Below are 26,792 nucleotides of genomic sequence, written 5' to 3'. Positions count from 1 at the left end.
GGTTTTACTTCAAAATTCCTAGTAAATACTGGCCATAACCGCTTTTGAGCAACGGCTGGGCGATTTCGCGAAGTTCGTCGGCCGTAATGAATCCCATACGGTAAGCCACTTCTTCGATACAACCGATTTTAAGCCCTTGGCGTTCTTCAATTACTTGAACAAATTGCCCTGCTTGCATCAACGACGCAAACGTGCCTGTATCTAACCAGGCTGTTCCACGATTAAGAACGCCTACTTTGAGCTTTCCACGCTCCAAATACACGCGATTTACGTCCGTAATTTCGAGTTCTCCGCGCGGGCTAGGCTGGATATTTTTGGCGATTTCCACCACCTCATTGTCATAAAAATAAAGCCCTGGAACGGCGTAGTTTGACTTAGGTGCTTCGGGTTTTTCTTCAATCGAAAGCACGTTAAAATCTTTGTCAAATTCTACCACACCATAGCGCTCAGGGTCGTGAACTTGGTAGGCATACACCACACCTCCGTCGGGATCGTTGTTGGCTTGCAATAATTTACTGAGACCACTTCCGTAGAAAATATTATCGCCTAATACCAAGGCCACTTTGTCGTCTCCAATAAAGTCAGCGCCAATGATAAACGCCTGGGCAAGGCCATCAGGGCTAGGTTGTTCGGCATAGCTAAATTCACAACCGATGCGGCTTCCATCTCCTAAGAGTTTTTGGAAGTGCGGTAAATCATGGGGAGTCGAAATAATGAGAATTTCACGAATACCCGCCAACATCAAAATCGATAACGGATAGTATATCATTGGCTTATCGTAAACTGGCATCAACTGCTTACTAACGGCCAACGTGAGTGGGTGTAAGCGAGTGCCTGAGCCACCCGCCAAAATAATTCCTTTCATAGAATGCGGAAGTTCTAATTGTGTTTCGGTGATTTAGCGTCAAAATTAGCTATTTCATTGTGAAACTCAGCACCAAAAAATAAAGTCCGCCAAAACTGGCGGACTTACTACGGTCTGACTATCGTAAACCCAGTCAGACGGTAGTCAGACTGAGAGACGATTCCGAGGCGGTTTGACTATCGTCTGACCTTATTTCAGTCAGACGACAGTCAGACTGAGAGACGATTCCGAGGCGGTCTGACTACCGTCTGACCGAAAAATCGTCTGACCTTATCTCAGAGTCAGACGACAGTCAGACTGAGAGACGATTCCGAGGCGGTCTGACTACCGTCTGACCGAAAAATCGTCTGACCTATTAATCATTCACTGAGATAGAACCAGCACTTGCACGCATCGACACCAACGCGCCACCGCCGTTAAGTGAGCCTTTTACGCGGTCTTTTTCTACGATACCGTTGAAGTTTTTAAGTGTCCCTACGTTGACGCGATTGGCGCGTAAATCAAGCTCCATGCCTTTGTTGAATGGCATTTGAACGTGAATCCCGCCTGCTGAAGTTGACAAGTCTAAAAATTGTCCTACCGATACAATATCAGCGTGGATACTTCCTGCGCTTGTGGAAGCTCGCAACGAAGCTGCTACGTCGTTTAAACGAATCGAACCTCCCGAAGTTGAAGCCGTCAGTTCTCCTTTGATACCGCCTCCTCTAATGCTCCCACCACTCGTACTGGCTCTCAAAACGCCATCCACTTGGTTGAGCTCGATACTTCCTCCTGAAGTTACGAGTTTGATTTCACCTTTGCATTCTTCGGCATGAATACTGCCACCGCTCGTACTGAGGTCGATTTGCTCACGGCATTTTGCCAAATGAATACTGCCACCCGACGTGCGTCCTTTAACATTTCCGCTCAATTCGTCTAAATGCAAGCTCCCACCACTGGTAGAGAAGCTTTGCGTTCCCGACAAATTCGCCAAACGGATACTTCCCCCGCTCGTAACCAAATCGGTAGCGGTTTTTTCGGGAACAATGATTTTAAATGAAATATTCAATGAGCGTTTCCAATCCCATTTTTCGTCTTCGTTTTTGCGTTTTACGCGGCAAACGAGTGTTTCTCCTTCCATCGCTACGCGTACTTCGTATTCTTTGAGGCGTTCGTCAATTTCCTCTTTGCTCAATTCCGAACTGCCGTTCCAGTTGTTGGAGCGTACGTACATTTCGACTTTGGGTTCGTTGGTACTACCTGCTACACGAATGCTCCCGCCAGAGGTACGTACTTGAAGGGCTTTTACAGCCGAAGCGCTAAATGTTTTGGTAAAATAAGGAGTTTCGTTGTCCTTTTGAGAGAATGCGGCAAAAGCAACTAAAACGAACGATAGTGTAAAGACGATGGCTTTCATGGTTGTATGAGTTTGTGTTTTGTTAAATAGATGCAAAACCTTGAGCTCACGTTGCACGCAAAGCGCTGTTTTTTCAAAAAGATTTTTTCTAATTCAAAACGGAAAGGCTGGAAATTTTGGCGAATGATTTTGGAATTCACCGCCAAGAGTAAAGGGAAAAAACGGACTCTTTCCTTTATTCTTGTTGATAGATTTTTTCGCCCGCTTCTACCCGCACTGGCAGGGTATTTTCTTTGGGAGGAATAGGGCACGAATATTCGTGATTATACGCGCAGTAAGGGTTATATGCTTTGTTAAAATCAATGACCAATTTGCTGTCTTTCACGTCCTCTATTTTGAAATCTAAGTAACGTCCACCGCCGTAAGTTTCTTTGGGAGCAGTGGCGTCACGAAACAAAATCGACAGCCCTGATTCGTGTTTATAAATCAACAACCGATAAACGTTAAGGTCGGCAGCGGCGCTCTCGCCTGGCAACGTAAATTCTGCAAAGCCGTATTTTTCGTATGCTACCGTTGTGCCGTCGGTCATTGGCACGTTGACTTTTTTATCAGTAGCGTGGTAAGGCACCACCGTGGCAGTTACTTTATAAATAGAGCTCGGAGAAAAATAATTGATGCCTTTGAAATCACCCGTTTTACGAAAAGGAGACTCCTCTGAATCGCGGAAAAATTTGTCTTTGTCTTTACGCTCTTGCGCCATTTCTGCCGCATAATCCGCTTCTGACACGGTTGTTTCTTCTCCCAAAAATGTGTAGCCAATGACCCCGACAATAACCGCTACAATCAATCCGATGACAAATTTATTTTTAAACATACTGGCTTAAAATTAATGAGACAAAGCGACGGCATCGCTTGAGGCGATGCCGTCGCAAGTAATCTTTATAACTGATATTCTTACAAAATTGCTTTTTCGAGCGTTGCTTTGACCCCGTTGGTCATCATTTCGGTCAACAACTCGGTGACGGTTTCGGCAAAACCTGCCAATTTGGTCAAGTTAGTATCCCAAATCTTGGTATTACTCAACACCTCATTTACTAGCGTTCCTACCGTCTCTACGGTTACGCCTTGCCATTGTTCAGAGAAATAAGCCGCTTGGTCGTCGTTGATGAGGTAAAAACTCTCGCCACGCTGTCCAAAGTACTGATTATTTTCACTCTTAACGGCTTTCATAAAAAGCAAATAAGCCGCAAAACCTAACGCAAAATGCTTAGGTACAGTACCAAATTGCTTGTAATAACGCTGAATGGTCGCAACGTTACGGGCGTTCATTTTCGAGGTTTGTTGGAGCGTAATACCGATCAACTTTTGTTGAATGAACGGGTTACGGTAGCGACTCAAGATGTCGCCCGCAAAGACTTTCAACTCCGCTAGTTGGTCTTCAAAAGGCAAGGTTGGCACCACTTCATCGTAAATAACACTTTCGTAGTATTTCGACATCGCAGGGTCTTGCATACACTGGTACGTAATGTCAAAGCCACTCAAATATCCCAACGGAGCAGAAGCACTGTGGCTTCCGTTAAGGATGCGAAGTTTGCGCTCGCGGTAGTACGAAATATCTTCGTCAACAATCACATTGTCAAACAATTGCTCAAACGACAGCACTTTTTTCACGCGGTCGTCGCCCTCAATAGCCCACAAATAATACGGTTCGGCTACGGTCAATAGGCTATCTTCGTACCCTAGTTTTGCTTCTAATTGCGCTTGAGTAGCTGCATCGGGTTTCCCTGGCACAATCCTGTCCACCAATGAGTTACAAAACTTAACGTGGTATTTTAACCATTTATTAAACAATTTACCAAGCTCATTATAAGCAGAAAGTTTTTCGACACATTCGCGCAGTTTAAGGCCATTGTCGGTAATCAACTCCGTCGGAATTACAACCACGCCTTTGTCTCTTTTTCCACCATACGTACGGAAGCGCTCGTACAAAAACGCCGTCAATTTGGCGGGAAACGACTGAGGTGGATTTTGAAAAATATTTTCTTCCACGTACTGAATTCCCACTTCGGTCGTGTTCGAGATAATGACTTCGAGGTGCGGATTGCGGGCTACTTGCAAAATGCTGCGCCAATTGTCTTGTGCCGATACCACGCGGCTAATTGCCCCCACTGTCACGGCCTCGTCGATGGTTTCGCCGTTGCTATCCACGCCACGCACACAAACCGTATATAATCCATCTTGCTCGGCAAAATCGTCGGATAGACCTGCGGTAGATTTCACCACCACAATACGTCCGTTGAAAACGTGTTGTCTATTGGCTTGGTCAATCAAATAATCACACAACCCTCTGAGCAACACGCCCGTACCAAATTGGAGCACTTTTACGGGTAAATCAAAGCTATATTGGGTTTCGTTATCAACAATTTGTTTGGTTAATTTAGGCATGGTTCTAAAAGATTGAGCAGTTTGGTAGGTTAAAAATGTTTGTATTGGCAAACCTAATAAATTTTGCGCAAAACTTATCTTTGTGGCTACCAAAGGCTTACAAACTCTAATAGATTTTATTGATTTATGACCAATTTTATTTTGTACGACGACGCGGCCATCCGCCCTCATTTGCTCCCGTTCACGTTCACCCGCCCAGTTTCCGAAGTACGCTGTGGCATTATGACTTTGACCGAAAAATGGGTGCATTACCTTGGTACAACCCCTTCTTTTTTGACCGAACCTTACCTTCAGTATAAATTTCCGCTCATTACAACCCATGACAATACCTTCCTCAACGGGGCCGTTTGTGCCACCGTTGCTATCGCCAATGCGGTTGAAAAATTACAAGAAGGACAAGTATTAGTGGATTCCAGTGGCATTACAATTGCCTACCGTTCACCGTTTGAAGTGGTACAGCCGCAGACCGAGCTTTCGGTCATTTCTTTTCCCGAGCCTATTACAGTTATTCAACATATATGGGATATTTTTGTAGAAAACGGCGCACAAATCAACGCTGATTTTGCCGCCATCACCCACCAGCGAACTTCCCAACCACTGGCCGACCCACACACGCATTGTTACGCCCCCGAGCGTATTTTTATCGAAGAAGGGTCGAGTGTACGCGCTGCGATTTTGAACGCCGAAAACGGCCCTATTTACATTGGTAAAAATGCAACCATCTGCGAAGGTAGCGTGGTCATGGGTCCATTTTCATTGGGAGAAAGCGCGACTGTCAACTGGGGGGCAAAAATGCGCATGAACACAACCATTGGTCCTCACTGTAAAGTAGGAGGAGAAATCAGCAACTCTGTTCTTTTTAGTTATAGTAACAAAGGCCACGATGGTTTTTTGGGGAATTCTGTTCTTGGTGAATGGTGCAACCTAGGCGCTAACTGCAACAACTCCAACCTCAAAAACGATTATACCAATGTAAAGCTGTATAGCTACGCCACGCATACCCTTGAAGACACGGGGCGCTTGTTTTGTGGTTTGTTTATGGGCGACTACACCAAAGCGGGCATCAGTACTATGTTCAACACAGGGACGGTTGTGGGCGTCAATGCCAACGTTTTTGGGGCAGGATTTCAGTCGAAGCACATCCCTTCGTTTTCGTGGGGAGGCGCCGCGGAAGGCACCACCGAATACCGTCTCGAAAAGGCCATCCAAGTGGCCTACGAAACTGTTAGCAGGCGTAATGTTCCTTTTGGAGAAATAGAACAAGACATTTTAAGAAGTATATTTGAGCAGACTCGGGTACGTTCTTGAGTCAACTATTTTTAGAGCCATAACAACATATTCGTTCAGTACTCCTATGAAATTGCGTTGGTATTTTTTCTCAGCCCTCGTGCTATTTTTGTCCACCCAAAACACTTATGCTCAAACTGACACCCTAGTGGTGCGGGGAAAAATCGAAAACCTCACGGCACGTCTTTATCGACAAGCTCCTGAAGTTATCGTGGCGAGAGTAAATATTTTACAACCCAACCACGAAATCATACGGGCTGCTCCTTTGCAACCCAACGGTAGTTTTGAACTCAAAATGCCCCTTATTTTTCCCAAAGAAGAGTGTTATTTGACGTATAACAACGTCGTGATGCCCTTCTTGGGAAGTAAAGGCATTGTCGAAGTGACGATTTATGCCGATTCTTTGATCAAAAGCGATATTCCACTCCGCTTTGCAGGCGTCAATGCCGAGGTGAATAATTTACACGCTCAGTTTTATGTCCAACGCAAAAAGTGGCTAGAAGCCAACCCTGCAACAACGACAAACACGACTGACCCAAGCAAATACTGGCAGCACTTAGATACCGAAAGCAACCGACAAATTGAGTTTTTTCGCGCACTCCCAGCTTTTACTAAAGCGCCCCCTTTGTTAGAGGAATGGGTGGTTTCTTCGATTGAAAATACCGCCAAAGCGCAATTGTATTCTTTTTTGCAGCAAACCCTGCAGCGTGTACCAAATTCACTTTGGGTTATTTCTTCGACCGAGGCTGAGCAACGAACAACCCGCATGGGGCCGCAAGGCAAGCCGATTGTTACCGTCGCCGACTTAGACCAATCGAGTTTGCTTACCTTTGCGCGCGCAGATTTTTTTCGGCAATTCAGCGCTCACGCGCAGCTGACCACCCCCGCCCTTTCTGTTAGTTCACTTCCTGTTTCCAAAGTTGCTTCGCTCATTCTTACCTACATTACCAACATTACCGAAGAACAAAAAAGCAAGTTGCTGGAAATATCACAGGGTGGCTCGGCCAAAACACGCGACTTGACAATGCTAAATAACCTTTTCAACAAAAAACGCGATACATTAGAGGCAATCAACACGTTTGAGCTTGAAAACCGAAGATATAGCTTCTATTTTGGAGACAGAGGAGTCGATTACCTCAACGCGACGTTTTATGTCAGACATCTCTACACCGCACCTATTTTAAATAAAATGGTCTGGTACCAACACATTCGCCCTACCTTGACTTCGCCCTATTACCAAAAGTCGTTGGACGAATTGCACCACATCGAATGTAACGACTCCACCGCCATCAATGAAGCACACGACATTGTAGATTTGCAAACCCGAGGCAACTTCGAAGCAGAAGTGGGAAATGGCATTACGTTATACCAAAAAATCTACATGGGCGGGCGTGAGTTTTGGGATGAAATCAAAAGAAAAGTACGAGGAGCACCCACCTATTTAATCTTTTGGACCAACGACGAATACGGAATGCGCGCCCTCGCCGAAGCCCGTCAGCTAGAGGCATCTTTGCCCAAAGGGCAGCTTAATTTTGTCTATTTGTCAGAATATAAAGAGGACAATAACGTATGGGTTGAAAATGTAATCAAGCGAAAATCTAGGGGACTGCACGGGAAACTTACCCAAGATCAAAACGAATTCTTAGAAGCAGAATGGGAAATAACCCGAGCTCCTTATGCTGTTCTTCTGGATGCCCAAGGCAGGTACATCAAACGCGACGCCCCCCTTCCTGGCGACCGCGAAGGATGGAGCAAGATTTGGCCAAAGGTTTTTAAGAGATAGAAAAGACAGCGGTTATCCTTTAGAAAAACGGCTGTTGAGTATCGGGTACAAAATTACTGTCAGTAAAATAACGCCCGTTCCTGCGTAAAAACCTGCGGTCATGCGCTCATTGAGAATAAAATACGCCAGCGCCATGCCATACACAGGTTCTAGGTTGATGGTAAGATTGAGGGTAAACGGGGACATTTTTTTCAGCAAATGCACGCCTGCCGAATACGCATAAACGGTACAAACACTGGCTAAAACCCCCAGCCAAAGCCAATCCATGCTTTGAGGAACGACTTGTGTTTGAGAAAGGCCACTCACCATTCCGATACCCACTAACCCCAAAAACATCCCCATGGTGGCACCGCTCATTTCATAAAAAGTAATGACTAACGCAGGATGGGTTTTGACAAAACGGCTGTTGGCAATGGTAAACAAGGCCGCCAGCAAGGACGAAATGAGCGCCAAGCCCAAGCCCCACGATTGGTCAAACTCAAAACGAAAAATCAGGTAAAGCCCCAACATAACCAACAGGCTCATCAGAATTTCTAATGGTCGCACTTGTTTACGGCTAAACAACGGTTCTAGCAAAGCCGTAAACAATGACGTAGTGGACATTCCTGCCAAACATACCGACGCACTCGATACGTGGGCAGAGGCAAAAAAAGTCAACCAGTGAACGCCCATAATCACCCCAACGCCCAGCATTTTATTGCGGTCTTGAGGGGCTACTTTTTTCCATTCTTTGCGCAAGGTTAGTACCAAGGCCAAGCCGACGGCTGCTAATAGAGTGCGAAAGAACGTCAAACTAACCCGCGACAAATCGGCGTTGATTAATTTTCCCAAAATGGCCGTAAAGCCCCAAATGATGACCAAAAAGTGTAGGTGTAAGTAATCGAACAGGGTAGGTTTGGGCGAGGTGTTCATCAGTGTTGGTATTAGACAACAAAGGTACAATTATAATACAAAAAAGAAGGCAGCGCCGTGGCGCTGCCTTCTGTACGTACGAAATCAACGAATTACTTTTTGAGCCTAATTAGTCGATATCCCAAAAGATTTTAGTAGAAAATACGTCCACCGTTCCTTGGGCAGTTACGTTGGCAGAGTTTGAACCACCTTCCGTGTTTGGATAGAACAAACGAACGGGGCGTTTGGCATCAGGTACACCCAAGCTTTGTGGCGTAACAGGCACACCCGTTTTACGGTATTCTGCCCACGCTTCCAAACCAGTGAAGTTACAAGAAGCAAGCCATTTTTGGTAGGCAATTGCCGTAAGCTTATTGGTTGAAGCTACGTAGTCGTAGTTCTCAATTTTACTTCCTTTAAACGCCGCCGCTCCAGTAGTAGCTGCGCCCAATGCTCTGAATGATTGGACTAGACCTTCTTCAAAGTACGATTGTGCCGTACCTGGCAAGCTTACTCCAGTTCCGAATTTTTCTTTTGCTTCTGCCAAGTTCAATTGGATTTCCGCTGCTGTCATAATAAGGTACGGACGGTTAAACGCGCCTTTGGCAATGATACTTGGGCCAGGCGCCGAGACCGTAGTTGGCAGATAGCCTGAGCTTGCACCGAACGGTACTCCAGCGTAGTTAGCAGCAATTTCTGCACGAGTACTTACACCCGCTGTGCTACCTTCGCCACCAATGGCATATGCAATACGCTTCAAGCGAAGAGTATCGCCTGATGTTTTCAAACCATCAATCAAATACTTCGTAAGGCGAGGGTAATTGTTCAATGCTTTTTTCGCACCAGCGGCGCTATAACCCCAGCTTTCGTAAATTGGGTTCATTTGACCATCCGCTGGCTGCCAGAAAGAGGCACTACCAATACCTACGTCTTCGCCCGTGATGAAACCCGAACCTTCCGTTACGATTTTATTGATTTCCGTTTTGATAGTTGCTTCTTTAGCCGCTACACGTGCCTGACGCATCAAGATGCGTAATTTAACAGAGTTCGCAAAACGAATCCACTTAGTGTTGCTACCCGCAAAAACAATATCCGAACCTGCAAAAGCACTGGCAAACGCATTGGCCTTTAAGTCCACTATTGCGTCATCAAGAAGTTTGATAAGGTTATCATATACCGCCTGTTGCTCATCAAATTTAGGAGCCAACGACGACACACCTTTCAAAGCCTCGGTGTATGGAAGGTTTCCGTACATGTCCACCAATTGTTGGAACAATAACGCCTTCATTACTTTAGCTGGCCCTTTCAAAAACTTCTGATTTTGCGCATCCGCATTATCAATAACCACCTGATAATCTTGGAGGTTGTCATAATAGCCATCCCAGTAATTAAAATCACCATTGGTAAAATTATACGTAAAAATGGTTGTGCTCAGGATATACCCGTTTGACTGCGTCCATTGTCCCGACCAGTACGAAGCAGTTTCGTTTGGTCCCAGCATGTTAGATGCCGTTTGACGAAGCGCATTGGTAAAAATATAGTTTGGCGATGCCGTTGGCAACGAGTTGGGGTTGGTGTTTATGTCTAGGAATTGCTCGTTACAAGCCGTACTTAGCAAAGCCAACACCGCAATGAGAAAATATGATTTTAATTTCATTGTGTACTTCTTTATAAGGTTGTAAAAAATTGAGAAACATCCAGAAACTGTCTGCTGCTCTCCTCTTAGAATGTCAAGTTAAGGCTTACACCATACTGACGAACAGGTGGCGTTTGGCCAGTCGTGTTGATACCCACGTTGTTACCAGCACTTGGTGCAGTAACTGAAGAAATCGTACCTGTAAAGTTGTTGGTCGCTACGTTACTGAACTCAGGGTCGGTGTAGTAGTTTTTCTTATCAACAATCGTGAATAAGTTACGTCCAAAGAACGCGATTTCTGCCCGTGAGAATACCTTTGTTTTCTCCATAAGGCTAGTTGGTAGCGTATAAGCAAGGTTCACATCTCTCAATTTGATAAACCAACCTGGAGTGACGAAGTTTTCCGAAATCAAACGGTAATTGTCCACCCAATATCCATATTCTGACTCGCGAACGTTGATGTTGGTATTTGGCGTAACTGTTTTGCCATCGGCATTAAGCGTTGCGGAGTTTGGCACCATTTGTGGGTCGCGGTTCTCTGTCCACTTACCTGCCCCTGTAAAGGTCATCTGACGGCCTAAGTCGCTAAACATCACGTTTCCACCACGGTACTCAAAGTTGAAGTTAAACGTCAAGTTACCGTAGCTAACTTTTGAACCTAAACCCGCAATGTGGCGTGGCAAAGTACCACCTCTATTGGCCAAAGTACTGTTAAGAATAGGATAGCCAGTCGTCGGGTTTACCAGCACATATCCTGATCCATCTGGCGCGTATGTGTATCCGTTCGTTTTAAGCATTGGAAAACGCTCGCCCTTAATTACGTTGGTTGTGGCATACGCGAATCCGCCATATTGGAATTCATTGATCCCAGGATACAGGTCAATTACCTTGTTGTCGTTGTAAGAATATCTCACGCTCACATCCCAGTTAAGTTTGCTTCCACGAGCGATAAGATACTTAAATTCACCCTCATATCCCCAGTTTTTGGTTTCACCTACGTTGATAAGCAAGTTGCTAAAACCAGTAGTGTTTGGTACACGTACGGTGATTACTTGGCCCTTCGAAGTTTGGCTGTAGGCCGAGAACTCTAAGTTTACGCGGTTATTAAACATCTGAAATTCAGCACCAATCTCACCAGAATATACAATTTCAGGTTTGAGGTTGGCATCAGGAAGTGTGTTACCTACGGTCAACCCTACCGTGTTTCCGAATGGGAAACCGCTACCATTAGGATACGTCAAGTCCAATCCATAAAGAGGAATATTGTCGTTCGCATTTTTGTTGTAGTTCATGCGTACTTTAGCGAAGTTAAGTACATTGCTCTTCAAACTTGGAAAGGCGTCGGTTGGGATGAACGATAAACCTGCTCCGTAGTATAAATAAGACCAATAGTTTTTGTTGCGCGTTGGCTTATAAAAACGTGAAGTAGCATCGTAACGACCAGAAGCATTAAGAATCAACCAGTTTTTATAGTTAGAAGTTACGTCGGCATAATATCCATAACGACGCTCCATGGTGTTTCCTTCACCACCCCCTAGGATACCTTGACGGTTCGATACGTTATACACATCAGGCACAACAATAGATGACGAACTGATAGCAATCGCTTTTGTGTAACGTTGATACAAGCTTCCCCCCAAAATCAAGTTGTTTTTGAAGTCACCAAAATCTTTGTTTACGTGTGCTTGGAATTCGTTGTTGATGACGTTTTCTGTGCTTGAGTAGTCTGACACACCTCCTAAGATGTCAGAAATAGCACGGTAGATACCCGTTCCGTCCACATCATCGATACCCCAAGGCGCAGGAACAAATGCTTTTGTTTTTGCCCAGTCAGAATAAAGGAACTTGCTCGTGTAGTTTTTACCCGTACGTGAGTTGTTCATCACTCCCAAACGGTTTACCAATCTCAACCAATCAGTTGCTCTAAATTCCAAAGCAATGTTGCTTGAAATATTGGCATCTTTGTAGTTGTTACGGTTGATGTCCTTATTAAAATAAGGGTTGTTGTAGTAATCGTTGTAATAACCGTTAGGGTTCGCAAATTTGTTGTTTTGCCAATCCCGCAAGTCGTACAATGGCAAGTTGGCAGGTTGGTTCAATACGTCGTTATAGAAATCAGCAGACGTACGATCATACTTTGCTTGGGTGTAGTTGGCCGTGAAGCTCGCCGTCAAACGCTTGTACTCTTTCGACGCCGCGAAACGAATCCCCGTTCTATCACTTTTATCTTTAGGAACAATCCCCGCAATTTTCTGATTTTCCAATGACAAACGGAACGTTGTTGATTCATCACCACCTTCAAAGTTGATTTGGTTGTTCATTGACACTCCCCTGTCGAAGGTCTTACGACGAACATTGTCAAGGGCAGCATACGGAATTTCTAATTTTGAACCATCTTCCAACACCCGTCCTTGAATACGCATCGAGCCATCAAAAGCATCTCCGTACTGTTGGTTTTCGTAAGGGCGCCAGTTTTGCTTCATACGATCAGTGTGGCTGGTCAAATACCCTGCCGACCCGAAAGAGGCCGCGTAGTGTGACCCTGACCCGTATTTATTTTGAAACTGTGGTAAAAAGCTAATTTCTTCAAAGTTAGTACTGTTGGTATAGTTTACTTTTAATTTTCCTTTTGCACCTTTTTTGGTTGAAATAACAATCGCACCGTTGATACCTGCCGAGCCATAAAGCGTAGCCGCCTGACCACCTTTCAGTACTGTTACGCTCTCAATGTCGTTGGGATTGATAAGGGCCAATACCGTCGAGGTTGTTTGCATACCATCAACCACCACAAGCGCTTCGTTATTACCTGTCAATGACCGATACCCACGCAATACCACCTTCACCGAAGGGTCAACGCTGTTGTTTACGTTATAAACGGCCAAACCTGTTACTTTACCCGCAAGCGCTTGTGCCAAACGAGGTGCACGCCCAAGGGTGATGTCTTCGTTGGCTACTTTTGCATACGAGTAATTGATTTCGCGTTGGCTTTTACGAATTCCTTGCGCCGTTACCACTACTTCTTGCAATTGTGAAGCATCAGCAACCAGCTTTACATTAACTACCGACAGTGCGCCTACCGCAACTTCTTGCGATTTAAAACCAATGAAACTGAACACCAAAACAGCGTTGTTTGGGACAGCAATTTGATAAGTCCCTTCCGCTGTTGTGTTTGTACCGCGGTTAGAACCACGAAGCGTAATGTTTACCCCAGGAAGAACAGAACCATCGTCAGCGGTTACTTTACCCGTGATTGTACGGTCTTGGGCAAACAACGTGAGGCCACAAAAAAGCATCGCCACTGCGGCCAGCAGTGTAAACCTTTGTTTCATACTTTTACTTGTTTTTTAGTTTAGATTAAGAAATATTTCTGCGGGTAAATCTAAAGAAGATACTATCTGCCGAGATGAAAATTAGATTAAAGTTATTTTGTATATCTACAAAAACACCAAATCTAGCTACCAAAACCCCCTCTTTAATGACGTTTTGCCATTAAAATAGCCATTAAAACCTTTCTTTGTTCGTTTTACTCTCTCACAAAAAGCTTAAATTTCTATTTCTGTTTTAGTACTTTTTCAATAATGGCTTTTTGTCTTCTTCTTGCCCTAAACAAATATCAATTCATCTCCATCCTAAAAAAAAGACTTTAGTCATCTTTTCACCGAAATAAAAAAGGGCTTTCCTATTGACACAGTTGATTGGTTTATTTTACTTTGTATTTCAAAGTTCTTTTTTTTAAAAATGAAAAACAAAAACCATCTACTCGCTGCGGTGTCGCTCATAAGCATCATTTTGCTTTGTGGTCGCGTTACGTTTACCGAAAATTTTGGAGGAATTTTCCTTACTTGGAATCTTTTTCTGGCTTGGGTTCCGTTCGGAATTGCTTGTATTGTAGAAGATTTAGCTCAGCACCGTTTTGTCCACCAACGGGGAGTACTCTTGGGAGCAGCAGCTTGGTTGTTGTTTTTTCCCAATGCTCCTTACCTCATCACCGACCTAATTCACCTGAGGGCTTCCCCCGACCATTTGATTTGGTACGATGCTTTAATGAGTTTTTCGTTTGCGTTGGCAGGGCTGTTCACGGGTTTTTATTCTGTCCTAAAAATCCATGCACTTTTGGAGGATTACTACAGCCGAATCACAAGTTGGCTGCTAATTGGGGGGAGTTTAATAGTCGCAAGTTATGGAATCTATTTGGGAAGGTTTGGTCGTTGGAATAGCTGGCACGTGGCTACCCATCCATTATCGTTGGTTCGGTATATTGGGAATAATTTACTACAAAACCCCGTAGCGCTACAACTCACGCTGGCATTTTCCTTTGTGATGTTGTCCACGTACGGAGTCTTTTGGGTATTGGCTCGCTCTAATGCCGAGTAATGTGTTTCCTGTTTGGGGTTATCGGGCGGGTTGTAAGCAACCCTTAGCACAGCATTTGCCTTTTGCTTCTTGCCCTTTATTCGTTATCGGGCGGGTTGTGAGCAACCCTTTGCACGACGTGAGCAACCCTTAGCACGGCATTTGCCTTTTGCTTCTTGCCCTTTGTTCATTATCGGGCGGGTTGTGAGCAACCCTTAGCACGACGTGAGCAACCCTTGGCACACTTATCAATCCGTCCATTTCCAGTCTTTGCCGAGAATCAACTCTTTTTTGAGCCCTTGCGCAACCATTAAATCGCGGGTTTTGTAAGTATCTAGTTTTTGGGCAGGCAAATCGTTGGCATTGGCCAAAGCATAAAGCAGCATGGCCGAAAAACGAACGCCATTGACCATTTCACTGCGATTGATTAAATCAAATTTATCACAGTCAGCGTGATAGCAGCCATAAACATTAGCGCCGAGACGTCCCGCAGGTGCTCCCGTCGGAATGCCTTCCAACATAAACGGTTGGTGGTCTGAATGGAGCCCTGCGCGGCTGCTAACGATGTTTGAGTAGGTATCGTCCACTTTTTTGATTTGTTCCCCCACCGCTTGGAAAAACGGAATCAGTTCGTCGCGCCCTCCCACGCTCATTCCAAACACGTTGTTGGTCATGTCGAGGTTCATCATAAACTTGACCTTCTCAAGCTGTTTGGTCTTGGCCAATTCTTTCACCATTTGCCGCGAACCAAGCAAACCTTGCTCTTCTCCCATAAACAATACGAAGTCAATCGTTCGTTTAGGCTTAATTTTTAAGGCTTTAAACGTTCGGGCAATATCCATGACAGTGAATGAACCTAGGCCGTTATCGGCTGCGCCCGTTGCCAAATCCCACGAATCAAGGTGCCCCCCAATCACAATTCGGTCGTCGCTTTTGCCTGGAAGGGTAGCAATGACATTCCGTGCTTTTATTTTTTTACTCACGTTGGTCATGTCAATAATAGCATGGAGGTCGTTGTCCACCTTCATCCAACTCCGAATTTCTTCACCACTTTCGCGCGAGATATTCACGGCAGGAATACCAATCAACGCCCCTGTCACCGAGGCCGTTCCTGTCAAAAGCACATTCCCTACCACTTGGTTGACGGTGATAATCGCATTTGCGCCGTATCTGATGGCCAAAGCCGTTTTTTCGGAGCGGTGGAGGTTTTTCTGCCCAGCTTTTCCGTTAACCAATCCGATATTTACTAGCGCTACTTTACCTTTAATAATATCTTTGACCGCTTCAAAATCTTCTTCCAAGCCATTACCCACGTCCACTATTGCACCGCTAACTTTGGCACGCACGGGCGAATGCGCCAACGCCACCACGGGCACTGTCCTGAAATTATCACTTTTGTTGGGCACTACATCCAACGTCACGGTATCACGCATCCACGACTCTACCTCAAACGATTGAAATTTGACATCTGTGTAGCCATACTTTTTGAGAAGATTGAAGGCATACTGCTCTGCCTTGGCTCCGTTCGGGCTTCCCGTCAGACGATGTCCGATGGTCGAAGTAGCATCGCCGAGGGTTTCGTACGCTTGGCTATTTTTCAGGGTTTCATTGTTAATTTTTTGAAAAGCCGAGACAAATTCGCTGTTGTCTCGAAATGCAACAATTACGCAAAAACTCGCACTGACCAAAAAGGAAGGAAAAAGGTGGCGATACATGGGGGCTTGTATAGTTTTACAACTTTAAACAATACAAAAATAGTAAGTGTTTGGTTTAAAAAGAATGGAACTATTTATCTAACGGTCAGGGAGATTTCAGCAACGATGTACCAATAGCACACTGTAAACATCCCTTTTTTACACAAAAATGGGTATAGAGTTCGATAATAGCTTGGGAATCAAAGGCTGTTTTTGATTCTACCCCCATCTGATGCCACCTATCGGTGAGGTGGTTTGTTTCGGCAGGAAGTTGTTCCAATAATTCGGTTGCTTTGCTCATAAAATCTAGATTATCTTTTGCTTCCGCATAAGCTGCTAATAAAGGAACGACCGTATTGACGACAATATTTTCGACCGATGCTTTTCCTAAGGTAGCTACTTTCGCTGCCATTGTTTTTTGAAAGTGATAATGTGTCTGCCAATAGTCCGACTGCTTGACGCGGAGTACAGCCTCCAATTTTTTGACATTTTCCCCGTGAATAAAGAGCGAAAATAGGCTGGGTTGTTGCTGAATAAACGCCGCCAACTGCGCCAACCGAACCGTGGGAAAATTAGCGGGACGCAACCGCAAAAACTTCCATTCGTGGGCCTGCAGTTGGGTGGACTTTAAACTGTATTTCGCTGCTAAAAACGTGTATTCTTTTTGCAAAGACAGTGCGTATTCGTCTGCGGGTGTCAATAATCCTGACTGCCCAAACAGTAGGGCTTCTAATTGAAAAAGGTTATCGCGGTGTTTGTGAAGGATTTTCAGGGGCAATCCCTGCGCCAGCCGAAGCATCGGTTCAGCATTGACTTTAAAACCGAAATTTTGGGCTAACAATTGATACGTCGTTTCTTCCCAGTCTTGGTGGTTTTGGGTCAACAATTCCAATACGCCCTGTGCTTTACGCTCAAGACGCTGCGTAGCCGCGCGGTCGAGCATCATGCGTTTCTGCAAGCTTGAAACAACGTCCAATTGGTTTTCACAAGGAATCGTTTCTTTGCTTTCTATTAGTAGGTGATATTTGTGCAACAGTTTGGGAGAGGTAATGTCTTTCAAAGCCAAGGTAGGAACCACCGTGCCATCGTGCCGACAAATATCCGCATCGTTTTCCCAAACCACGTGCAAAACAACACTCTCGTAGGCACGGTCGGTGGTATGGGCATGTCGGTGCCAGTCTGAGCTTCGCAAGTGCATTTCGATACTTCCTGCCCATTCGATATTTTCTACTATGACGCGCCCATTGATAAAATCGGGGCCAGCATTGGCGTTTCGTTGTCCAATGGCCAGTACTTGGAGCGATTCTCCCGCCGTGGTGGTGAGGTGAGCAGCGTCAAAATACTGAAACTGCCACAAGAAGTACAGAAAATCTTCGGACATAGCGCTTTATTGAAATAATTTTGAATTAAATTGAGTTAAATAGGTATATTAATAGTTCTATACCTAGTTTTGGTTTCGACAAATTCCGCAGATACTATGAAACGTTTTACGCCCTACTTCATCGTTTTTTTATGGCTTACAGGGTTGGTTCTTCACGCTCAAGTCGTCAAACTTTCTGACGACCCTGCGCAGTTTATAGCCGACGTGCAGAAAATGATGGCTGCAAGTGGCAATCCTACCTATCTCAAAGCCGCCAAAAACCTCGAAACCCTTTGGTTGGACAGTCGTTTGACGCAGGCGCACCAAAAAAGTATCGTTACCCTCACCAAACGCATGGTAGCGAAAGGATACAAACCTACCACACCTCATTTTGAGCAGTTTTTCAACAGTCTTTACGCGGCTTTCAATGGAACACACGCCAATCCTAACGAAGTAGATGGCTACCTAACCACCACCACCCAAACCTTAGAAGCCTACGACACCAAAGCGACTTTAAAGTATTTTGAGACAGCCCGCAACTTGTTTGAAAATCGCCTGATTTATACCTCGAACTTCAACCGACTTTATGCGCTCGAAGGAACGTTTAGTTTCCGTTTTAGTGACGTCAATTCTGAGCTTATCAAGACCGTAGAATCGGCCAAAAATAGTGCAGCCAACGATGGCTGGGGAGCCGTAACCGATACTTCAAACGCCGTCACCCTGCTGCCTGCTTACGAGAAAAAGCCTCTACCTGACGTTTCAGGTGCCATTATTGAGTTCAAGAACACCAACCTCGTTATGCTCACCGCTAACGATTCAGTGCCTATTCTGCAAACGAGCGGGAAATTGGCCATTCGTGAAGGAAACTGGGTAGGTATGGGTGGAAAAGTAACTTGGGAAACAGCAGGCACACCCGATATTTTTGTCAACCTGAGTGCCTACAGCTTTAATGTAGGACTTCCTAAACTCGTGACCGACGATGCCAAACTCCAGTACGGTGCCAAGCTCAACGCTCCTGTCGAAGGGGTATTTGAATACGAAAGTAAACGACGCACCAAAGGCCAACCTTCGCCCTATCCTCGTTTTATTTCGTACCGCAACGACGCCCAAATCAAGGGATTAAGCAAAAATATCATGTACCAAGGGGGAATTTCGCTGATAGGGCAAAAAATGACCAGTGCGTCTTTGAGCCAATCGCCCTCTACGGTAATGGTCAATTACAACGGAAAATTGGCGTTCAAATCGAGCAGCAGCCATTTCGACATCACCGATTCCCTCATTACTTCTCCCATTGCGACATTCACGAGCTATATAGGAACTGATTCGCTGTATCACCCTGGCGTTCAACTTTCGTACAGCGAAGCCGCAGGGACAGTCAAAACACAACCCGCTTCGGTCAAATCAGGCTTTCACTATACGCCTTATTCCGACTCGTACCACAAAATGTACATCGACGCGGAAATGCTTCGCTGGAATTTCCCCAAAAATCAAATTGAGTTTTTGCGTATTTCGGGTAAAAACGTCGTTCCCATTTCGTTCGAATCGTTTAGCTATTTCAAACCCGAACGCTTCCGCGCCATGAACGAGCAGTCGGGTTTTCACCCGCTGCAAATGGCATCAAACTACGTTACCAAACAAAAAGTAACCAGCTTTGCACCCGAAGAAGTTGCCCAGTTTTTCAAACGCGACATGAACGCCGTACGCTCGGCTTTTATGCAACTGTACTACGACGGCTTTTTGTCCATCGATCCTAAAAATGGTCTTTTCCGCTTTACCAATAAAGGAGCTTTGTACGTGATGGCCAACAACAAACAAACCGATTTTGATAACTTCAAAGTCTCGTCGTTGTATCCTGCCAACAACGACGTCGCTAACGCCAGCATCGACCTCAAAGACAATGTGTTGACCATTAGAGGAGTTGATAAATTTACCATTAGCGACTCCCTTAAAATCGTCGCTTCGCCTTCAGACAAAGAAATCAAAGTCCTCAAAAACCGCGATTTTCGCATGAATGGTCTGTTGGTTTCGGCCAACTTCCGCTTCAATGGCCGCGATTTGATGTTTAACTACGACAAGTTTTTTGTCGATTTGAATAAAATTGACAATATCACTTTTGTGCCAAAAGCGGCCTACGACAAAGGAAGCAACACCGAGGTGGGCGGTGATATTGTGTATGAAAAATCAGGACGGATTTATCTAAATGACCCAACCAATAAATCGGGTGGACGTAAAAACTCTATTTTCCCCCGTTTGCACGTGCCCGAAGGCATGACAGTGTATTTTGACCAACCCGACCGTGGAAATTTCAAATACGACCGCAAAGTTTTCTTTAAAATTCCGTCGCTCGACTACGACAGCCTTGGTCTTCAAGACATTGTGTTTATTGGAACGTTTAATTCCAACGGCATTTTCCCCACCTTCCAAGCCGAACTTCGCTCCATGCCCGACAACTCGCTGGGTTTCAATTATACCCCGCCAGCTACGGGCTATAAAGTATATGGCACCAATACCGTCGTGAAGTTTACCAAAGAACTGGTCATGGACAATAAAGGTCTTCGGTCGCAAGGGGAAATTACCCACTTGAGTGCGCGTATTCCTACCGAAAGCCTGTTGTTTATGTCAGATTCGTTGATTGCCAACGGTGCGCAGGCCGAAGTCAAAGAGGCAACCATTGGAAAGGCGTATTTCCCTAGGGTTGACCTTCGTAACTTTACCCTACGCTGGACGCCCAAAGCGGATAGTATGTCACTGACAACCAAGGGAAATACCTTTAATTTTTACAACGGTACAACCAAACTCGACGGGCGGATTGTGCTTCGTTCGACGGGTTTGTATGGAAAAGGATTACTTCGCCGCGACGACTCAGAGCTTACTTCTCAAGACATCAAGTTTAACAAAGAAGGTTTTTTTGCGGGCGAATCGCAGTACAAAATTATCTCAGCCACCAATGCCACCCGCCCCGTTTTGTTAGGCTCTAACGTGGACGTGGACTTTAACCTTGTGAAGGGATTAGTCGGTATTTCGACCAGTAAAAATACCCTGGAAAACCCGCTCATGGAGTTTCCGTTTGCCTCATATCAAACCTCTATCAACCGCGCTCAGTGGAACATCAACGCCAAAACCATTGCTATGAAAGGCGATGTGGCCACTTCCACCTTTACCTCCACTGCTCCCGAACAAGCAGGGTTGACGTTTAATGGTTCTTCGGCCTTGTACGAAATCGAAAAAATGACCCTCAATATTGGCGGTGTTCCGTTTATCAAATCTGCTGACGCGAAGGTATTGCCAGATAAAGGACTTGTGGTCATTCACCGCAACGGCGAAATGACACCTTTCAAAAACGCACGCTTGGTACTTGATACCCTCAACGAATACCACCGCCTCAAAAACGGTAACATCAAGATTGAATCACGCACCAAATTTACGGGCGACGCCACTTATCTCTATGCTACCGTTACCAACGACACCATTCCTGTCAAAATGGGCAACTTTGGCCTGCGCCAAGGCGTAGCGGTGTCGTCGGGTAGCAACCGCACAGCGCCTTCCAAAGAAAAGACTTCTTACACCGTGGCCAAGGCGGAAATTGTGGAACTCGACAACTTTGTGGCGGCCCCTCGCTTGCAGTACAAAGGGGCTATGACCATGCTTGCCCCCGAACCGAACTTACAATTTGATGGGTACGTCAAGCCAATCCTCAAAAAACGCCCCGATTTGGTCGCTTCTTGGATTCCGTTCAAAGAAACCCCCACCAAAGACGTAGCCCTCAAAGTAACCCCTGGCCTCAAAAACGAAGCAGATATGCCAATATCGGTTGGGTTGCATTATCGGGCTGGGACTGATGGGTTGTATCCAACCTTTTTATCGGGCAAAGAAGCGCGTAACGACCAAGTGATTTTTGAAGCGTATGGACTTTTGCGCTTTGATGATAAGCTAAAAGCATTCCGCGTAACGCCCGAAGCCAAAACCGCCGATGAGCTAGTCGATGAAGAAAATGCTTATACTTTCAACGACACCAAAGGCACCATTTCGTATTCGGGTAAAATGAGCCTTATCAGCGACCGAAGCACCAAAGAAGCTGAGCAGCTCTTTATGGTTTCAGGAGGTGCGCAGGCCAACATCGACAGTAGTACGTACCGCTTCAACACCCTCATGTCGCTCAACTTTCCTGCGAACCGTGAGATTATTACCAAAGCGGCCGAAAACCTTGTTCAAACCAACTTAGACGAACAAAACAGCGACCCCGCCGAACCGAGTATCGAGCGTTTGGGTAATAAATTGGCCGCCCTCATTGGCCGCAAAGCCACCGACGGCTACATCAGTCGCAGTGCCGCCGCGTACAAACCGTTGTTTGATGCTTCTCCTAAATTCAACAGTACACTCGTTTTATCGAACGTCAATCTTCGCTGGTCGGCGCCTCAAAATGCGTTTTATAGTGTGGGAAAAATTGGAGTCTCCAACCTTGGCAATACCGACATCAACGCCGAGCTAGAAGGTATGGTGGAAATTCGTAAAAACGCCCGTGGCGACGAAGTCAGTATCTACATCGAAGCATCTGAAGATGTATGGTATTATTTTGATTGGCAACAAGACAAACTTGCCATGGTATCGTCAGTGCAAGAAATCAACGATTTAATTTCGGTGAAATCAAAAGACAAAAAAGACGGTTCTATTCTGCCAATCGGCTTTGAAGAACGTGATTTGTTTGTGGATCGTTTTACGGCCTATTACCGTCCGAAAGTCAAAAAACCGCTGGCAAACACCAAAGCCCCTGCCAAAGGCGCTCCCGCGAAAACAACTGCGCCATCGACTGCGCCAAAATCGGCACCTGCCGCTGCTCAAAAAGCAACGACAACGACTCCAGCCGAAGAAACGGAAGCTGAGGAGGAAGAGGTAAAAGTGGCAGATAAAAATACCAAACCTGCTGCAAAAGACGCCAAAGCAACAACAGATCCGAAAGCAAAAGATACCAAAACGGCAGCAAAGACGACAGCTACTGACCCGAAAGCAAAACCTGGTGCCAAAGTAGCACAAACGCCACCTGCTAAAACCCCAACGAAAAAGAAAGAGAAGGAGGAAGAGAAGGAAGGGTTCTAAACAAACTCGCCCCGAGTTCAGCTCGGGGCGAAATACTGTCTAGCGTCTCCGACGCAATTTCTACAAAGGTTGCGTCTCTCCGAGGCTATTTTTAAAAATTATTTGCGGCGCTTTTCCTTCGTTCGAGGGCGTTTTTCTTTCACACTTCCTCTACCACGGCCACGCGTAGGTAAAGCCGAAACGACATTAGAAGTAGTTTCTGTCAAAGTCAAATCCATGCTTCGGCGCGAAATATTCGTGTCTTTCACTTTTACTTTTACCGTATCCCCAAACGTGTAGAAACGCTGCGTGCGCTTTCCTACCAATCGGTAGTTTTCTTTGTCTAGTTCGTAAAAATCATCGTTCAGGTCATTCATTCTGACCAAGCCTTCGGATGCAGTTTCGGTAATTTCGACAAACAAGCCAAATTCGGTAACGCCCGTAATAATGCCGTCCCAAACGCGCTCAGGATCCATCGAAGACATAAACTCCACTTGCTTATACTTGATACTTGCCCGTTCGGCATTGGCGGCCAGTTGCTCCCTCGACGACGAATGTTTGCAAGCAGGCTCGTACTCGGCTCGGTCGGGCGATGGCTTTCCGTCCAAATAATGCTGCAACAAACGGTGCGCCATCATATCAGGATAGCGGCGAATCGGCGACGTAAAGTGCGAATACCGACGAAAAGCCAAACCAAAGTGGCCGACATCTTCGGTGCTGTACCGCGCCTTGGCCATGGTTCGAATCGCCAATTGTTCAAGCGCATTTTGTTCGGGTTTTCCCTCCAAATCCGACATCAGTTGATTGAGTGACTTTGCCACTACTTTTTCATCGTCGAGCTTCATTTTATAGCCCAGTCGGCCCGCGAAGGCGGCAAACATACGCAGCTTTTCCATGTCGGGTTCCTCGTGAATCCGATAGACCATGGTATTGGGCTGTTCCTTATTTTTCGATTTTCGGTAAATGTATTCGGGTACACGTTTGTTGGCCAACAACATAAATTCCTCAATCAGCTTGTGGGCGTCTTTGCGGATTTTGGTGTAAAGCCCCAACGGCTTGCCATTTTCGTCCAACCTAAACTTCACTTCGGTGGTTTCAAAATTGACCGCTCCTTTGGCAAAACGCTCATCGCGAAGTTTATAGGCCAGCTGATTGAGCAACGTAAGTTCTTTGGCAAAAGGCCCCGCTTCCTCTTCTCCACGCGCAGTCGCTTCGAGTACCTCTTGCGCTTCCTCGTACGTAAAACGCTTGTCAGAATGAATCACCGTACGGCCAAACCATTCGTTGACGATTTTAGCATTTTCGTTCAACTCAAACACCACCGAAAACGTCAATTTATCTTCATTCGGGCGTAAAGAGCACAAGTTATTGGATAGTTTTTCGGGCAACATAGGCACTGTTCTATCCACCAAATACACCGACGTAGCACGCGCATACGCTTCCCGTTCCAACGCCGTATTGGGGCGTACGTAATGCGAAACGTCCGCAATGTGAACCCCGATTTCGAAATGACCATTTTCCAACAACTGAACCGAAAGCGCATCGTCAAAGTCTTTGGCATCGGCGGGGTCAATGGTAAACGTAGTCACGTCACGCATATCGCGACGGCGCTTTATTTCATCGTTTTCTATCACTTCCGAAATCGCATTTGACTCCGCTTCTACATCTTCAGGGAACTTATACGGCAACCCAAATTCCGCCAAAATCGCGTGCATTTCGGTTTCATGAGCTCCTGCTTTGCCTAATACTTCCAGCACTTCTCCTTCCATGCGTCGCGAACGCGTTGGGTACTGCGTAATTTTCAACAGCACCTTGTCTCCGTCTTGTGCATTTTTGAGTTTGGGCTCAGGAATATACACATCGTCATAAATGCGACGGTTGTCCAACACCACTATGCCGTATTTAGGCCAAAGTTCTACTTCTCCGACCAATTCGACCCGTCCACGCTCCAAAATCTCCTCCACTCGGCCTTCGCGACGGCGGCCACTTCGGTAATCACTCAAAAGTTTTACCCGAACGGTATCACCATCAATCGCCCCACGCAAATCATCAGAATCCACCCAAATGTCGGTGTTTTCTAACTTAGGCTGCTCACTTGATTTTTGGGTATCTAGTACAATAAAGGCATAGTTTTTATTGACGTGTTCGACTTTCCCGATAAACACATTTGCGTTTTCGTTGGTCGCATACAGCCCTTCTTTCGTTCGGACTACTTTACTTTCTTCCACAAGTTCATCGAGCAATCCATTGAAAATAAGCCGAAGTTTTGGGTCGTCGGCATCAAAATGACTGTGAAGTTCATGCAATTCAAAAGGGCGCTCGGTATTGATTTCAAAAAAAGTAGCAATCTCGGATTTGAGTTCGTCCAAAAACGAGACTATTTGTCGGTGCGTACGCCCCCCTTGTTTCTTTTTGGGGCTACGCGTTTTCTGTGACTTATTCTTCATATTTTTCATACTTCTACTCAAATTAACCATTTTTTCTCGAAAATCATTGCATTTCTCTAGTTTTTAAAACCAAAACCCCTCTATTTGCGTAAATAAGTAAACACCCAAGACATTTTAAACTATGGCATCGTACTACAACTCTGAAGACCTTAAAAAATTTGGCGCCATTGGCGATTTTGGTGCAAAAAATTTAGCCCAAGACTTTTTCAAATATTACGGCGACGTGTTTGCGGAAGGCGCTCTTACCTCTCGCGAAAAATCACTCATTGCGTTGGCCGTAGCTCACGTGCTCAAATGCCCTTATTGCATTGACGCGTACACCACCGACACCCTCGAAAAAGGCTGCTCGGAAGATGAAATGATGGAAGCTGTACACGTAAGTGCCGTTATGGCCGCAGGAATTACGCTTGTTCACAGCACCCAAATGATTAATAAAGCCAAAGAAGTCACCATGTAGTTTTTGCAGGTTTTACCCTCCCTTTTCATGAATCCCGTCAAATCTCTCAAGGCACAAAAACACGAACTCGGAAACACCCAGTACCAGCTTGATGTACTGAACGATTCGGATAAACTAGGACATAATTTTCCGTTGTTTCGGGAAAAACTAGCCCCAATGGGTTTGTTTCCGTTGAAACCCACGCAAATTGATATTTTTCAAATCAACGTGGGCAAAATGTGCAATCAAGTGTGTAAACACTGTCACGTGGACGCAGGCCCCGACCGCAAGGAGATTATGACGCAAGACACCATGCAGTTGTGTTTGGATGTCTTAAAAAAGCATCCTTTCAAAATCGTTGACCTAACGGGAGGAGCCCCCGAAATGAACCCTCATTTTCGGTGGTTTGTGGAGCAAATTCGTGAAATCAGTCAGGAGATTAAAATCATTGTTCGCTGCAATCTTACCATTATTCTGGCTAATCCTAAGTACCACGACCTGCCCGATTTCTTCAAAAAGCATCGGGTGGAAGTGGTATCTTCGTTGCCATTTTATACCGCCAACCGCACAGATTCTCAACGCGGCAACGGCGTGTTTGAAGATTCTATCAAAGCGCTTCAGCTCCTCAATGCTGTGGGATACGGGCAAGAAGGCTCGGGCTTGACCCTCAATTTGGTCTATAACCCTGCGGGCGCTTTCTTGCCTAGCGGGCAAGCGGGGCTGGAGCGCGAATTTAAACGGGCGCTAAAAACCAAGTTTAACATTGACTTCAACAGCCTTTTTTGCATCACCAACATCCCTATTAGTCGCTTTTTGGACTATTTATTGGTGAGTGGCAACTACGGCTCTTACATGGAAAAGCTCGTCAATGCCTTTAATCCCGTAGCGGCGAGTAACGTCATGTGCCGCAACACCCTGTCGATTGGCTGGGACGGCTACTTGTTCGACTGCGATTTTAACCAAATGCTGGATTTAAAAGTAGCAGGCGGAGTGAAGCACTTAAAGGACTTTGACTTTCAACAACTTACCGAACGAAACATCGTCATCAACCAGCACTGCTACGGCTGCACCGCAGGCGCGGGCAGTAGTTGTGGTGGCGAAGTGGCTTAAATTGTCCAAAAATTGTTGACTCTTGAAAAAAGTCAACAATTTCTTACATTTGTGATTAAAAACAGTATGCTTGCAT

Annotated in this window: 16 protein-coding genes; 6 read left to right on the top strand and 10 right to left on the bottom strand. The window is 45.5% G+C overall.

What is annotated here, in order from left to right; translation table 11 throughout:
- Positions 1–4: 4 nt before the first annotated feature.
- The 4 genes from rfbA to DTQ70_RS24880 form a co-directional block, all read right to left on the bottom strand.
- Positions 5–865, bottom strand: coding sequence for a glucose-1-phosphate thymidylyltransferase RfbA (gene rfbA, locus DTQ70_RS24895; RefSeq protein ID WP_122933306.1), 861 nt, complete (start codon positions 863–865; stop codon positions 5–7).
- Between the two features lie 355 nt (positions 866–1,220).
- Positions 1,221–2,261 (bottom strand): hypothetical protein, encoded by a 1,041-nt coding sequence (locus DTQ70_RS24890; RefSeq protein WP_122933305.1) that lies wholly within the window; start codon positions 2,259–2,261, stop codon positions 1,221–1,223.
- 175 nt (positions 2,262–2,436) lie between these two features.
- Positions 2,437–3,075, bottom strand: coding sequence for a DUF1684 domain-containing protein (locus tag DTQ70_RS24885; RefSeq protein ID WP_122933304.1), 639 nt, complete (start codon positions 3,073–3,075; stop codon positions 2,437–2,439).
- An 80-nt stretch (positions 3,076–3,155) separates the two neighbouring features.
- Complete coding sequence (locus tag DTQ70_RS24880) at positions 3,156–4,646, bottom strand: tagaturonate reductase (RefSeq protein WP_122933303.1); 1,491 nt, start codon at positions 4,644–4,646, stop codon at positions 3,156–3,158.
- Between the two features lie 126 nt (positions 4,647–4,772).
- Between DTQ70_RS24880 and DTQ70_RS24875 the strand changes: the two genes are divergently transcribed.
- Positions 4,773–5,954: a GlmU family protein gene (locus DTQ70_RS24875; protein ID WP_122933302.1), complete on the top strand. Its 1,182-nt coding sequence runs from the start codon at positions 4,773–4,775 to the stop codon at positions 5,952–5,954.
- Between the two features lie 46 nt (positions 5,955–6,000).
- Positions 6,001–7,716: a hypothetical protein gene (locus DTQ70_RS24870; RefSeq protein WP_122933301.1), complete on the top strand. Its 1,716-nt coding sequence runs from the start codon at positions 6,001–6,003 to the stop codon at positions 7,714–7,716.
- 12 nt (positions 7,717–7,728) lie between these two features.
- On the opposite strand, the gene DTQ70_RS24865 is transcribed toward DTQ70_RS24870, so the two are convergent.
- The 3 genes from DTQ70_RS24865 to DTQ70_RS24855 all read right to left on the bottom strand — a co-directional run bounded on the left by DTQ70_RS24865 (position 7,729) and on the right by DTQ70_RS24855 (position 13,572).
- Entirely contained in the window at positions 7,729–8,628 is a 900-nt protein-coding gene (locus DTQ70_RS24865) for a DMT family transporter (protein WP_122933300.1), read from the bottom strand.
- Between the two features lie 109 nt (positions 8,629–8,737).
- Positions 8,738–10,264 carry a SusD/RagB family nutrient-binding outer membrane lipoprotein gene (locus DTQ70_RS24860; protein WP_122933299.1) on the bottom strand — a complete coding sequence of 509 codons (1,527 nt, stop codon included), beginning with the start codon at positions 10,262–10,264 and terminating at the stop codon, positions 8,738–8,740.
- A gap of 65 nt (positions 10,265–10,329) precedes the next feature.
- Positions 10,330–13,572: a SusC/RagA family TonB-linked outer membrane protein gene (locus DTQ70_RS24855; RefSeq protein ID WP_122933298.1), complete on the bottom strand. Its 3,243-nt coding sequence runs from the start codon at positions 13,570–13,572 to the stop codon at positions 10,330–10,332.
- Positions 13,573–13,981: 409 nt separating this feature from the next.
- On the opposite strand from DTQ70_RS24855, the gene DTQ70_RS24850 reads away from it, so the two are divergent.
- Positions 13,982–14,617, top strand: coding sequence for a DUF1361 domain-containing protein (locus DTQ70_RS24850; protein ID WP_122933297.1), 636 nt, complete (start codon positions 13,982–13,984; stop codon positions 14,615–14,617).
- 227 nt (positions 14,618–14,844) lie between these two features.
- On the opposite strand, the gene DTQ70_RS24845 is transcribed toward DTQ70_RS24850, so the two are convergent.
- Both DTQ70_RS24845 and DTQ70_RS24840 read right to left on the bottom strand, forming a co-directional pair.
- A complete protein-coding gene (locus DTQ70_RS24845; RefSeq protein WP_122933296.1) occupies positions 14,845–16,311 on the bottom strand; it encodes a M20/M25/M40 family metallo-hydrolase in 1,467 nt (488 codons plus the stop codon).
- Between the two features lie 85 nt (positions 16,312–16,396).
- A complete protein-coding gene (locus DTQ70_RS24840) occupies positions 16,397–17,671 on the bottom strand; it encodes a DUF2851 family protein (RefSeq protein WP_122933295.1) in 1,275 nt (424 codons plus the stop codon).
- Between the two features lie 96 nt (positions 17,672–17,767).
- On the opposite strand from DTQ70_RS24840, the gene DTQ70_RS24835 reads away from it, so the two are divergent.
- On the top strand, positions 17,768–22,744 hold the full coding sequence (locus DTQ70_RS24835) for a hypothetical protein (RefSeq protein WP_122933294.1): 4,977 nt from the start codon (positions 17,768–17,770) through the stop codon (positions 22,742–22,744).
- A 98-nt stretch (positions 22,745–22,842) separates the two neighbouring features.
- Here the strand turns inward: DTQ70_RS24835 and rnr are convergent, their stop codons facing one another.
- Positions 22,843–25,179, bottom strand: a complete 2,337-nt coding sequence (rnr, locus tag DTQ70_RS24830) for a ribonuclease R (protein ID WP_409050421.1) — start codon at positions 25,177–25,179, stop codon at positions 22,843–22,845.
- 112 nt (positions 25,180–25,291) lie between these two features.
- On the opposite strand from rnr, the gene DTQ70_RS24825 reads away from it, so the two are divergent.
- Together DTQ70_RS24825 and arsS are read left to right on the top strand one after the other, a co-directional pair.
- Complete coding sequence (locus DTQ70_RS24825) at positions 25,292–25,627, top strand: arsenosugar biosynthesis-associated peroxidase-like protein (protein ID WP_028525823.1); 336 nt, start codon at positions 25,292–25,294, stop codon at positions 25,625–25,627.
- Positions 25,628–25,654: 27 nt separating this feature from the next.
- Positions 25,655–26,716, top strand: a complete 1,062-nt coding sequence (gene arsS, locus DTQ70_RS24820; protein WP_122933293.1) for an arsenosugar biosynthesis radical SAM (seleno)protein ArsS — start codon at positions 25,655–25,657, stop codon at positions 26,714–26,716.
- Positions 26,717–26,792 lie beyond the last annotated feature (76 nt).

The sequence above is a fragment of the Runella sp. SP2 genome (genome assembly GCF_003711225.1).
In the GTDB taxonomy this organism is placed as follows: domain Bacteria; phylum Bacteroidota; class Bacteroidia; order Cytophagales; family Spirosomataceae; genus Runella.
The sequence above is the reverse complement of the archived record's forward strand: the minus strand, read 5'-3'. Positions and strand labels throughout refer to the sequence as shown.

Bases quoted from the DNA above. Each gene is read 5' to 3' on its own strand.
- rfbA (WP_122933306.1), bottom strand. From the start codon at position 865: ATGAAAGGAATTATTTTGGCGGGTGGCTCAGGCACTCGCTTACACCCA.
- DTQ70_RS24890 (WP_122933305.1), bottom strand. From the start codon at position 2,261: ATGAAAGCCATCGTCTTTACACTATCGTTCGTTTTAGTTGCTTTTGCC.
- DTQ70_RS24885 (WP_122933304.1), bottom strand. From the start codon at position 3,075: ATGTTTAAAAATAAATTTGTCATCGGATTGATTGTAGCGGTTATTGTC.
- DTQ70_RS24880 (WP_122933303.1), bottom strand. From the start codon at position 4,646: ATGCCTAAATTAACCAAACAAATTGTTGATAACGAAACCCAATATAGC.
- DTQ70_RS24875 (WP_122933302.1), top strand. From the start codon at position 4,773: ATGACCAATTTTATTTTGTACGACGACGCGGCCATCCGCCCTCATTTG.
- DTQ70_RS24870 (WP_122933301.1), top strand. From the start codon at position 6,001: ATGAAATTGCGTTGGTATTTTTTCTCAGCCCTCGTGCTATTTTTGTCC.
- DTQ70_RS24865 (WP_122933300.1), bottom strand. From the start codon at position 8,628: ATGAACACCTCGCCCAAACCTACCCTGTTCGATTACTTACACCTACAC.
- DTQ70_RS24860 (WP_122933299.1), bottom strand. From the start codon at position 10,264: ATGAAATTAAAATCATATTTTCTCATTGCGGTGTTGGCTTTGCTAAGT.
- DTQ70_RS24855 (WP_122933298.1), bottom strand. From the start codon at position 13,572: ATGAAACAAAGGTTTACACTGCTGGCCGCAGTGGCGATGCTTTTTTGT.
- DTQ70_RS24850 (WP_122933297.1), top strand. From the start codon at position 13,982: ATGAAAAACAAAAACCATCTACTCGCTGCGGTGTCGCTCATAAGCATC.
- DTQ70_RS24845 (WP_122933296.1), bottom strand. From the start codon at position 16,311: ATGTATCGCCACCTTTTTCCTTCCTTTTTGGTCAGTGCGAGTTTTTGC.
- DTQ70_RS24840 (WP_122933295.1), bottom strand. From the start codon at position 17,671: ATGTCCGAAGATTTTCTGTACTTCTTGTGGCAGTTTCAGTATTTTGAC.
- DTQ70_RS24835 (WP_122933294.1), top strand. From the start codon at position 17,768: ATGAAACGTTTTACGCCCTACTTCATCGTTTTTTTATGGCTTACAGGG.
- rnr (WP_409050421.1), bottom strand. From the start codon at position 25,179: ATGAAAAATATGAAGAATAAGTCACAGAAAACGCGTAGCCCCAAAAAG.
- DTQ70_RS24825 (WP_028525823.1), top strand. From the start codon at position 25,292: ATGGCATCGTACTACAACTCTGAAGACCTTAAAAAATTTGGCGCCATT.
- arsS (WP_122933293.1), top strand. From the start codon at position 25,655: ATGAATCCCGTCAAATCTCTCAAGGCACAAAAACACGAACTCGGAAAC.